The following is a 10,937-nucleotide window of genomic DNA, read 5'->3' on the forward strand; positions in this document are numbered from 1 at the left end:
AGATCGCTCCTCGATGACGGTATCCGAACGAAGCGATAACGGCCCCTCTGTCCGGTTCATACCGGGACTTTCCCGTCACGCAGCAGGTCAGCCGGGTCGCGGCCGGTGTGCACGGTACCGGTGGACCGGCACGACACAACCGGGTGACCTCCCCGAGAGTCGTCGCGGCCCGCTCAAGAGTGCGGTACCGTCCAACGTCGTGAGCCCTGTACGTCGCTGTTCGCGCACCGCGTGCGGCCGCCCTGCCGTGGCGACGCTGACGTACGTCTACGCGGACTCGACCGCCGTCCTCGGCCCCCTCGCCACCTACGCCGAGCCCCACTGCTACGACCTGTGCTCGGAGCACTCGGAGCGGCTGACCGCCCCGCGCGGCTGGGAGGTCGTCCGCCTCGCCGTGGACACCGGCCCGGCACGCCCCAGCGGCGACGACCTCGAAGCCCTGGCCGACGCCGTGCGCGAGGCCGCCCGCACCCCCCAGCGCAGGACCCCCGCCCCCGCCGAGAAGCCCGGCCCCGGCGGCGCCCGCGACCGGGACCTGATGGAGGTGGCCAGACGGGGCCACCTGAGGGTGCTGCGTTCCCCCGACAACTGATCCATCCCGGTTACATTGGGGCCGTCACCTGATACTCCAGAAGGGGTGGACCGTGCCTGATCTGTCGCAGATCGTGAAGGCGTACGACGTACGTGGCGTGGTGCCCGACCAGTGGGACGAAGGCCTCGCCGAACTGTTCGGCGCTGCGTTCGCGACGGTCGCGGGCGCCGACGCGATCGTGGTCGGCCACGACATGCGCCCCTCCTCGCCGGGCCTGTCGCGGGCCTTCGCGCGGGGAGCGGCCGCCCGCGGCGCCGACGTCACCGAGATCGGACTGTGCTCGACCGACCAGCTCTACTTCGCGAGCGGCCGGCTGGACCTGCCGGGCGCGATGTTCACCGCCAGCCACAACCCCGCCCGGTACAACGGCATCAAGATGTGCCGTGCGGGCGCCGCCCCGGTGGGCCAGGACACCGGCCTGGCCGAGATCCGCGCCCTGGTGGAGAAGTGGGCCGAGTCCGGCGCCCCCGGGCCCGTGGAGAAGCCGGGGACGATCGGCAGGCGGGACGTCCTGGAGGACTACGCCGCCCACCTGCGCTCCCTGGTGGACCTCACCGCCATCCGACCCCTGAAGGTCGTGGTGGACGCGGGCAACGGCATGGGCGGCCACACCGTGCCGACGGTCCTGAAGGGCCTGCCGATCGAACTGGACGCGATGTACTTCGAGCTCGACGGCACCTTCCCCAACCACGAGGCCAACCCGCTGGACCCGGCCAACATCGTCGACCTCCAGGCCCGCGTGCGGGAGACCGGCGCCGACATCGGACTGGCCTTCGACGGCGACGCCGACCGCTGCTTCGTCGTCGACGAGCGGGGCGAGCCGGTCTCGCCGTCGGCCATCACCGCCCTGGTCGCCGCCCGCGAACTGGCCAAGGCGCCCGGCTCCGCGGTGATCCACAACTGCATCACCTCCTGGTCGGTCCCCGAGGTCGTCAAGGAGGCGGGCGGCACCCCCGTGCGCACCCGGGTGGGCCACTCCTTCATCAAGACGGAGATGGCGCGCACCGGAGCGATCTTCGGCGGCGAGCACTCCGCGCACTACTACTTCCGCGACTTCTGGAACGCCGACACCGGCATGCTCGCCGCCCTCCACGTCCTGGCCGCGCTCGGCGGCCAGCAGGGCACCCTGTCGGAACTGGTCGCCCAGTACGACCGCTACGCCGCCTCCGGCGAGATCAACAGCACCGTCGACGACCAGGCCGGCCGCGCCGCCGCGGTCAGGGCCGCCTACGCCGGCCGCGAGGGCCTGGAACTGGACGAGCTGGACGGCCTGACCGTCACCGCGCCCGGCGAGTGGTGGTTCAACCTCCGCCCCTCCAACACCGAACCGCTGCTCCGCCTGAACGTCGAGGCGCGCGACGCGGAGACCGTCGCCAGGGTCCGCGACGAGGTCCTGGCCATCGTCCGCGGCTGACCCGCCCGGCCGCCCCCGGTCCGCCGGGAACCGCACGCCGCCCGCGGATGTCCGCAGCGCGCCACCCGCGGGTGGCGCGCTGCGCTCCGGCGGTACGCTGACCGCACGAACGCACCGCCCCGAAGGGACGCACCCCATGCCGCTCGAAGCCGGCCTCCTGGAGATCCTCGCCTGCCCGGCGTGCCACGCACCCCTCCGCGAGGAGGGCGACGAACTGGTCTGCGGCGGCGCCGAGTGCAAACTCGCCTACCCCGTCCGCGACGGCATCCCCGTCCTCCTCGTCGACGAGGCACGCCGCCCCGCCTGACCGCCCCCGCCCGGCGACCGGAGAGGCCGCACATGCTGGACGAGACCCTGCTCGACGCCCCCGATGCCCTGACCGGCGCCGACACCCACGGCCTGCTGCGCGGAGCCGCTTCGTCCGGCGCCCGCGTCCGCACGGCGGTCCGGCACGCCACCGAGGCGGGCCTGACCGGCCTGCGGCCCGAGGGCCGTCCCCGCGCGATCCTCGTCGCGGGCGCCGGCCCCGCCGTCTCCTGCGCCGCCGACCTCCTCGGGGCCTTCGGCAACGGCGCCGTCCCCGTCACGCTGCTCCGCCCCGCCGGGGCCCAGGCGTCCCCGGACTCCCTGCGCTGGAGGCTGCCCGGCTGGGCCGGACCGCTGGACCTGCTGCTGCTCGCCACCCCCGACGGCACCGAGCCGGGACTGGCCGAACTCGCCGAGCAGGCCTACCGCCGCGGCTGCACCGTGGTCTCCGTCGGCCCCGGCAAGGCCCCCCTGGCCGAGGCCACCCTCCAGGCCCGCGGCCTCGCCGTGCCCCTGGCCGAGGCGCCGGGCCCGCGGTACGAGGGCCCCGACCCCCGCGACGCGTACGAGCAGCCGCGTCCGGTCCCGCCCGCCGCCCCGGGCGTCCTGTGGGCGCTGCTCACCCCGCTGCTCGTCCTGGCCGACCGGCTGGGCCTGGCGGCCGCCGAGCCCGCCGGACTCCAGGCGCTCGCCGACCGGCTCGACCGGATCGCCGAGCGCTGCGGCCCCGCCGCGGCCACCTACGACAATCCCGCCAAGACACTGGCGACCGAGTTCTCCGGCGCGCTGCCGCTGCTGTGGAGCGAAGGCGCCGTCGCGGGCGCCGCGGCCCGCCACTGCGCCACCGCCCTCACCGCGCTCGCCGGCCGCCCGGCGCTGGCCGCCGATCTGCCCGAGGCGATGGTCACGCACGCCGCGCTGCTCGACGGCGCGCTCTCGGGCGACGACGCGGACGACTTCTTCCGCGACCGCGTGGAGGAGCCGGAACCCCTGCGCACGCGGATCGTCCTGCTGCGCGAGGGCGCCCCCGGGGCGGGCTCCGCAGCCGTCGCCGCCCGCGACCTGGCGTACGGCCGCGGCACCCCGCTCAGCGAGCTGGAACCGGCCGAGGGCAGCAGCCCGCTGGAGACCGCCGCCGAACTGGTGGCCACGCTGGACTTCGCCGTCGTCTACCTCGCGCTCGCCCGCGGCGAGCGGCCCTGACGGGCGGCCCCGGAAGCGTCCGGGAGCCCTCCGGGGACCCCGAACCGGAGGAAGACCCCGCCCCGCGCGCCCAGAGCCTCCGCACACCCCAGAACTGAACCGGACAAGTACCCAAGGAACCAGCCGGCATGGACCTCCTCGCCAACACCGTGCGCCCCTACGCCTGGGGCTCCACCACCGCCATCCCCGAGCTGCTCGGCACCGAGCCCACCGGTGAGCCGCAGGCCGAACTGTGGATGGGGGCCCACCCGGGAGCGCCGTCGCGGATCGACCGCGGAGCGGGCGAGACGCCCCTGTCCGAGGTGATCGGGGCCGACCCCGAGGGGGAGCTGGGCGCGGAGACCGTGCGGGCCTTCGGCCCCCGCCTGCCGTTCCTGCTGAAGGTGCTCGCGGCCGCCTCCCCCCTCTCCCTCCAGGTGCACCCCGACCTCGTCCAGGCCGGGGAGGGGTTCGCCGACGAGGAGGAGCGCGGCGTTCCGCTCGACGCCCCGCACCGCAACTACAAGGACGCCAACCACAAGCCCGAGCTGATCTGCGCCCTGACCCCCTTCACCGGCCTGTGCGGCTTCCGCCGTCCCGCCGGGACCGCCGCCCTGCTGGACGCCCTGGACGTCGGCCTGCTCAAGCCCTACGCGGACATCCTGCGCGCCCGGCCCGAGGACGAGGCGCTGAGCGAGGTCCTGACCGCCGTCCTGTCGGCCGACCGGGAGGCGATGGCCGAGACCGTCGGCGCGGCGGCGGAGGCGGCACGGCGGCTCGGCTCCGGAGACGGGCCGCACGCCTTCGAGTACGCCGTGTACGCGGGCATCGCGGACCACTACCCCGGCGACCCGGGCGTACTGGCGGCGATGCTGCTCAACGTCGTGCGCCTGGAGCCGGGAGAGGCCCTCTACCTGGGCGCCGGCGTTCCGCACGCCTACCTCGACGGCCTCGGCGTCGAGCTGATGGCCAACTCCGACAACGTGCTGCGCTGCGGCCTCACCCCCAAGCACGTGGACGTGCCCGAACTGCTGCGCGTCGTCCGCTTCGAGCCGGTCGAACCGCAGGTGCTGCGGCCGGAGGCGGCGCCCGGCGGTGAGGAGGTGTACACGACGCCCGTCGACGAGTTCCGGCTCTCCCGCCACGTCCTGACGCCGGAGTCCGCGCCGCGCGTCCTGGACGACCGCGCCCCCCAGATCCTGCTGTGCACGGACGGGGAGATCACCCTGCGGCGGACGGACGGCGGGACGGACGGCGGGACGGACCGGGACGCCGGAAGCGCCGAACTGGTCCTCGGAAGGGGAAGGTCCGCCTTCGTTCGGGCAGGAGAAGGTGTGAAGATCTCCGGCGGCGGTACGCTCTTCCGCGCGACCGTGGCGGTGTAGCCGCGGCCGGAGTACGCGTCCGCTGTCCGTACCGTCCCAGGAGACCACCCTTACATGAGTGCATCAGGCGGAACCAAGGCGATCGTCGCCGCGCTGGGCGCCAACCTGTCCATCGCCGCGGCCAAATTCGTGGCGTTCGCCTTCAGCGGCTCCTCGTCGATGCTCGCGGAGGGCGTCCACTCCGTGGCCGACTCGGGCAACCAGGCGCTGCTGCTGCTCGGCCACAAGAAGGCGAAGAGGGCGGCGAGCGAGGAGCACCCCTTCGGCTACGGGCGCGAGCGCTACATCTACTCCTTCCTCGTGGCGATCGTGCTGTTCGCGGTCGGAGGCCTCTTCGCCCTCTACGAGGGCTACGAGAAGATCAGGCACCCGCACGAACTCTCGCACTGGTACTGGCCGGTGGGCGTCCTGGTCTTCGCGATCATCGCCGAGATCTTCTCCTTCCGCACCGCGATCAAGGAGTCCAACGAGATCCGCGGCAAGCAGTCGTGGGTGGCGTTCGTCCGGCGGGCCAAGGCGCCCGAACTGCCGGTCGTGCTGCTGGAGGACCTGGGCGCCCTGGTGGGCCTCGTCCTGGCCCTGGCCGGCGTCGGGCTGGCGCTGCTGACCGGCAACCCGGTCTGGGACGGCATCGGCACCATCTGCATCGGCGTGCTGCTCGTCCTCATCGCGATCGTCCTCGCCGTGGAGACCAAGTCCCTGCTGCTGGGCGAGGCGGCCGACCCGGCCTCGCTCGTCAGGATCCGCGAGGCGATCGTCGACGGCGAGCGGGTCACCCGCATCATCCACATGCGCACGCTCCACCTCGGTCCGGAGGAGCTCCTGGTCGCCGCCAAGATCGCGGTGGAGAGCCACGAGTCCGCGGCGGAGATCGCCCGGGCGATCGACGAGGCCGAGAGCCGCATCCGCGAGGCGGTCCCGATCGCCCGCGTGATCTACCTGGAGCCGGACATCTACCGGGCGGAGGCACCCGCCGCGGAAGGGGCCGGAACCCGCTGACCGGGACCTGCCGACCGGAACCCGCTGACCGGGGCGAGGAGAACGGGGCGAGGGGAACGGGGACGGGCGGAACGGACGGCGGGTACGGCACGAGCCGTGGCCGAAACCTTCCGCGGCCCGCCCCCGTTCCGGCCCTGTGCCGACCGGGTGACGCGCCGAGCGTGTAAATTCGATGGGGCACAGACGTCGCTGCTGATGGCGGTCGGGCGGCTCCACGGGCCGGCCGAGGGAGAGAGGGCCTCCGACGGACTGCGCTGCGGTCAGGGGACACGCATGCCCGCGCGGGCGTGCGACCCGGTGGTGTACGACGGCCGGGAGCCGTGTGTCCGCCCCTGCCTGTCCGCTGCCGCAGACCAGCCAGCCGAACCACCTCGACCGACTTCCGAGGAGCAGCACCCATGACGACGACCGACGCGTCGACCGACACCGCCCGGGACTTCAAGGTCGCGGACCTGTCGCTGGCCGAGTTCGGCCGCAAGGAGATCACCCTCGCCGAGCACGAGATGCCCGGTCTGATGGCGATCCGCCGGGAGTACGCCGCCTCCCAGCCGCTGAAGGGCGCCAGGATCACCGGCTCGCTGCACATGACCGTGCAGACCGCGGTGCTCATCGAGACCCTGGTGGCGCTGGGCGCCCAGGTCCGCTGGGCGTCGTGCAACATCTTCTCCACCCAGGACCACGCCGCCGCGGCGATCGCGGTCGGCCCCGACGGGACCCCCGACGACCCGAAGGGCGTGCCGGTCTTCGCCTGGAAGGGCGAGACGCTCCAGGAGTACTGGTGGTGCACCGAGCAGGCGCTGACCTGGCCGGGCACTCCGTCGGGCGGGCCGAACATGATCCTGGACGACGGCGGCGACGCCACGCTGCTGGTCCACAAGGGCGTGGAGTACGAGAAGGCCGGCTCGGTTCCGGACGTGTCCACCGCCGAGTCCGAGGAGCACGCGGCCATCCTGGCGCTGCTGGGCCGCACCCTGCGCGAGAACCCGCGCAAGTGGACGCAGCTGGCCTCGGAGATCCGGGGCGTGACGGAGGAGACCACCACCGGTGTCCACCGCCTGTACGAGATGCAGCGCGAGGGCTCGCTGCTGTTCCCGGCGATCAACGTCAACGACTCGGTGACCAAGTCGAAGTTCGACAACAAGTACGGCTGCCGCCACTCGCTGATCGACGGCATCAACCGGGCCACCGACGTGCTGATCGGCGGCAAGGTGGCCGTGGTCTGCGGCTACGGCGACGTCGGCAAGGGCTGCGCGGAGTCGCTGCGCGGCCAGGGCGCCCGGGTGATCGTCACCGAGATCGACCCGATCTGCGCCCTCCAGGCGGCGATGGACGGCTACCAGGTCGCCACCCTGGAGGACGTGGTGGAGACCGCGGACATCTTCATCACCGCCACCGGCAACAAGGACATCATCCTGGCCGAGCACATGCGGCGGATGAAGCACCAGGCGATCGTGGGCAACATCGGCCACTTCGACAACGAGATCGACATGGCCGGCCTGGCGGCGATCCCCGGCATCGTCAAGGACGAGGTCAAGCCCCAGGTGCACACCTGGACCTTCCCCGACGGCAAGTCGATCATCGTGCTGTCCGAGGGACGGCTGCTGAACCTGGGCAACGCCACCGGACACCCCTCGTTCGTGATGTCCAACAGCTTCGCCAACCAGACCATCGCCCAGATCGAGCTGTTCACCAAGCCCGACGCCTACCCGGTCGGGGTGTACGTGCTGCCCAAGCACCTGGACGAGAAGGTCGCCCGCCTCCACCTGGAGGCCCTGGGAGCCAAGCTGACCACGCTCCGCCCGGAGCAGGCCGCCTACATCGGCGTCCCGGTCGAGGGCCCCTTCAAGCCCGACCACTACCGCTACTGATCCGGACACGCTCCCGGCAGCAGCCGGGCGACAGGCGTCAGGCCCCCGCTCCCACGGCGGGGGCCTGACCCGTGAAGGACCCCCGATGCCCCGCGGCCGCTACGCACTCCACGACCCCTACGACCACACCCCCCTCGGCGAGGAGCACTTCCAGTGCGCCCCGGGACCCACCGGCTGGCGCTACGTCTCGCGCACCACCGACCCCGCCGGAAGGCACACCGGTTCCGTCGACCTCACTCTGGACGCCCTCGGCCGCCCCCTCCGCCTCGAACTCCGCACCGCCGACTGGCAGGTCCGGGGCGGGGTCCTCGACGGGGTGACATGGGTCCGCACCGACCCGTCCGGCGAGCACGCGAGGGAGGGCAACGCGCCCGCCCGCGCCTTCACCGGAGCGTCCCCCGCCTTCCTCGTCGCCGTGGCCCGGCTGCTGCGCCCCGCACCCGGCGAACCCGCCGCCCGGGTCCGCCTCGTCGCCTTCACACCCCCCGTGCTCGCCCCGCGGACCCTCGACCAGACCTGGGCGCTGAGGGGCAGCGAAGCACACCCCACCGACAGCGGCCCCCTGGTCGTGGACCACTACCGGGTGGGGGACCCGGAGACGGGCGAGGAGCACTCCGTCCACATCGCGGGGGACGTCGTCCTGGCGGCTCCGGGCGTCGAACTCGAGGACCTGGACTCCCCGCCCTCCGCCCTCACCTGACGCCCGCCGGCGCTCAGGCGGGCGGTACGAAACCGGTGCGCGGCTCCTCCGTCTCCCGGCCGCCGGCGGGCGGCCGCTCGGCCGGCGCCTCCGCCGACGGGTGCCGCGGCACGGGCGGACCCTGCGGCACGGGCGGAGGGGCAAACGCGGAGGAAGGGACTCCGTGCGGGGGCGGCGTGGGGGACGGCGGTGGAGTCGCGTGCGCACCGCCCGGCCGTGCCGTGTCCGGCCCCGCGCCGAAGGCCCGCCGCGCGTCACGTCCCTGCCGCTCGGCCATCACGCCGGACAGGTACACGGCCGGCGGCATGCCCTCCGGCACCGGCGTTCCCGTACGGGACGCGACGTCGGCCGCCAGCCGCTGGGCCATCGACCAGCTCACCCGGGGATCCAGCTCGTTCACCCGCAGCAGGTACTGCCGGACGGCCAGCCACAGCCCTTCCGGCACCCGTGACAGGTCCAGTTCCGCGAAGTGCGCGGCCACCCACGGCGGAGGAGGCGGCACCGGCATCGGCTTCGCGACCGGAATCCGCTCCCGCACCACCAGCGTCCCGGCGAACACGTCCCCCAGCCGCCGGCCCCGCGCGGACACCAGCGAGGCGATGCACGCGATGACGCCCCCCGACATCTGGATCTCGACGAAGCCCAGTGCCCCGCGGACCAGCGCGTGCCGGAAGCGGATCGGGCCGCCGTCCTCCCGTACCACCCGCAGCCCGCACAGCAGCTTCCCCAGGGAGCGGCCGTGGCTCAGCGTCTCGACCGCGACCGGTCCGCCCATCAGCACCAGCACCAGCAGCGCCACGGCCACCGCGGCGGTGGCCGCCTCGTCCAGCGAGCCGACGGCCGACAGCAGCGCCACCGACAGGGCGAGGTAGATGCTCCAGAGCACGACCAGATCGATGAAGACGGCCAGGGCGCGGCTGGGCAGCCTCGCGGGCCGCAGCCCGAGCACCACCGCGTCACCCGTCACGAGCTGACTCACCCGGTACGCCTCCTCGTCATCGCCGCGGACCCCCGTACGTCGCGTACGCCGGATACGGACAGTCTGCCGCCAGGAGCCGGCCGGCCGCCAAGCGGCCCGGGAACAGCCGGACGCCATCTGCGAAGCTCTCCCCATGGACCTCGATGTCTTCGTCACCGCCCACCGGGCCGAGTGGGACCGCCTGGAGGAGCTCCTGCGCCGCCGACGCCGTCTCTCCGGAGCCGAGGCGGACGAACTCGTCGCCCTCTACCAGCGCACGTCCACCCACCTGTCGCTCGTCCAGTCCAGCGCGCCCGATCCCGCGCTGACCGGCCGCCTGACCTCGCTCGTCGCCCGCGCCCGCAGCGCGGTCACCGGCACCCGCCGCTCCACCTGGGGGGACATCGGGCGGTTCTTCGCCGTCGGTTTCCCGGCCGCCGTCTACCGGGCCCGGCACTGGTGGATACCGACGGCCCTGCTGTCCACCCTGGTCGCGGCCGTCATCGGCTGGTGGATCGGCACCCATCCCGAGGTCCAGTCCGCCATCGCGGCCCCGGAGCAACTCCGTGAGATGACCCGTCCCGGCGGCCAGTACGAGACGTACTACTCCAGCCATCCGGCGGCCTCCTTCGCGGCGCAGGTGTGGACGAACAACGCCCAGGCGGCCGCGATCTGCCTGATCTTCGGAGCGTTCCTCGGCATACCGGTGCTGTGGGTGCTGTTCCAGAACATGCTGAACATCGGGATCGGCATCGGCCTGATGACCTCGGCGGGCCGCCTCGACACCTTCCTCGGCCTGATCCTCCCGCACGGACTGCTGGAACTGACCGCCGTCTTCGTGGCGGCCGGCACGGGCCTCCGCCTGGGCTGGACGGTCGTCGACCCGGGGCCGCGCAGCCGCCGGACGGCCCTGGCGGAGGAGGGGCGTGCGGCCATCGGCATGGCCCTCGGCCTCGCCGCGGTGCTCTTCGTCTCGGGAGTCATCGAGGGTTTCGTGACCCCCTCGGGGCTGCCCACCTGGGCGCGGATCACCATCGGCGTCGTCGCAGAGCTGGCCTTCCTGGCCTACGTCTACGTGCTGGGGGCACGGGCGGTACGGGCGGGGGAGTCGGGCGACGTCGAGGCCGCGGACCGCTCGGCGGAACTGCCCACGGCGGCCTGACCGGGGCCGGATGTGCATTCGGGCCCCCGGACCTGCTACGGTTCTGATCGTTCCGGGGCGCCCCCTTGACGGGGGAGCCTGCGGGGCGTAGAGTTCAGAAGTTGCCCGGGGGTGTAAACTCCGAGGGCAGGCAGATGGACATCATCTCGCCCCGGCCGTGAATCAAAGGATTCCGGCGGAACATTCCGAATTCCTATGGGAAACGCGGAGCCGATTTAAACCGGCAAAGCGAATCTGATAGAGTCGGAGACACCGAAGGGAAGCGCCCGGAGGGGCCCCGGAAGGGGCGCCGAAGGAAGCGTCCGTTCCTTGAGAACTCAACAGCGTGCCAAAAGTCAACGCCAGATATGTTGATGCCCCGTCCCGAACCC

General features: G+C 73.1%; 10 protein-coding genes. 9 read left to right on the top strand and 1 reads right to left on the bottom strand.

Annotated elements, in window-relative coordinates:
• Positions 1-199: 199 nt before the first annotated feature.
• The 8 genes from ABD358_RS25240 to ABD358_RS25275 all read left to right on the top strand — a co-directional run bounded on the left by ABD358_RS25240 (position 200) and on the right by ABD358_RS25275 (position 8,446).
• Positions 200-592, top strand: a complete 393-nt coding sequence (locus tag ABD358_RS25240) for a DUF3499 domain-containing protein (protein ID WP_344633448.1) — start codon at positions 200-202, stop codon at positions 590-592.
• A gap of 52 nt (positions 593-644) precedes the next feature.
• A complete protein-coding gene (locus ABD358_RS25245) occupies positions 645-2,006 on the top strand; it encodes a phosphomannomutase/phosphoglucomutase (RefSeq protein ID WP_344633449.1) in 1,362 nt (453 codons plus the stop codon).
• 136 nt (positions 2,007-2,142) lie between these two features.
• Positions 2,143-2,313, top strand: a complete 171-nt coding sequence (locus tag ABD358_RS25250) for a Trm112 family protein (protein WP_344633450.1) — start codon at positions 2,143-2,145, stop codon at positions 2,311-2,313.
• 32 nt (positions 2,314-2,345) lie between these two features.
• Positions 2,346-3,515 carry an SIS domain-containing protein gene (locus tag ABD358_RS25255; protein ID WP_344633451.1) on the top strand — a complete coding sequence of 390 codons (1,170 nt, stop codon included), beginning with the start codon at positions 2,346-2,348 and terminating at the stop codon, positions 3,513-3,515.
• A gap of 128 nt (positions 3,516-3,643) precedes the next feature.
• Complete coding sequence (gene manA / locus ABD358_RS25260; protein WP_344633452.1) at positions 3,644-4,879, top strand: mannose-6-phosphate isomerase, class I; 1,236 nt, start codon at positions 3,644-3,646, stop codon at positions 4,877-4,879.
• A gap of 54 nt (positions 4,880-4,933) precedes the next feature.
• A complete protein-coding gene (locus ABD358_RS25265) occupies positions 4,934-5,878 on the top strand; it encodes a cation diffusion facilitator family transporter (protein ID WP_344633453.1) in 945 nt (314 codons plus the stop codon).
• Between the two features lie 398 nt (positions 5,879-6,276).
• On the top strand, positions 6,277-7,746 hold the full coding sequence (ahcY, locus tag ABD358_RS25270) for an adenosylhomocysteinase (protein ID WP_344633454.1): 1,470 nt from the start codon (positions 6,277-6,279) through the stop codon (positions 7,744-7,746).
• 85 nt (positions 7,747-7,831) lie between these two features.
• Positions 7,832-8,446, top strand: a complete 615-nt coding sequence (locus tag ABD358_RS25275; protein WP_344633455.1) for a hypothetical protein — start codon at positions 7,832-7,834, stop codon at positions 8,444-8,446.
• A gap of 13 nt (positions 8,447-8,459) precedes the next feature.
• Here ABD358_RS25275 and ABD358_RS25280 read toward each other — a convergent pair whose 3' ends face one another.
• On the bottom strand, positions 8,460-9,425 hold the full coding sequence (locus ABD358_RS25280) for an RDD family protein (RefSeq protein ID WP_344633456.1): 966 nt from the start codon (positions 9,423-9,425) through the stop codon (positions 8,460-8,462).
• A 133-nt stretch (positions 9,426-9,558) separates the two neighbouring features.
• Here ABD358_RS25280 and ABD358_RS25285 point away from each other — a divergent pair, with 133 nt between their 5' ends.
• On the top strand, positions 9,559-10,566 hold the full coding sequence (locus ABD358_RS25285; protein ID WP_344633457.1) for a stage II sporulation protein M: 1,008 nt from the start codon (positions 9,559-9,561) through the stop codon (positions 10,564-10,566).
• Positions 10,567-10,937: the final 371 nt, after the last annotated feature.

The organism is Streptomyces glaucosporus (genome assembly GCF_039533345.1).
In the GTDB taxonomy this organism is placed as follows: Bacteria; Actinomycetota; Actinomycetes; order Streptomycetales; family Streptomycetaceae; genus Streptomyces; species Streptomyces glaucosporus.

Bases quoted from the DNA above. Each gene is read 5' to 3' on its own strand.
- manA (WP_344633452.1), top strand. From the start codon at position 3,644: ATGGACCTCCTCGCCAACACCGTGCGCCCCTACGCCTGGGGCTCCACC.
- ABD358_RS25250 (WP_344633450.1), top strand. From the start codon at position 2,143: ATGCCGCTCGAAGCCGGCCTCCTGGAGATCCTCGCCTGCCCGGCGTGC.
- ABD358_RS25285 (WP_344633457.1), top strand. From the start codon at position 9,559: ATGGACCTCGATGTCTTCGTCACCGCCCACCGGGCCGAGTGGGACCGC.
- ABD358_RS25265 (WP_344633453.1), top strand. From the start codon at position 4,934: ATGAGTGCATCAGGCGGAACCAAGGCGATCGTCGCCGCGCTGGGCGCC.
- ABD358_RS25275 (WP_344633455.1), top strand. From the start codon at position 7,832: ATGCCCCGCGGCCGCTACGCACTCCACGACCCCTACGACCACACCCCC.
- ABD358_RS25255 (WP_344633451.1), top strand. From the start codon at position 2,346: ATGCTGGACGAGACCCTGCTCGACGCCCCCGATGCCCTGACCGGCGCC.
- ahcY (WP_344633454.1), top strand. From the start codon at position 6,277: ATGACGACGACCGACGCGTCGACCGACACCGCCCGGGACTTCAAGGTC.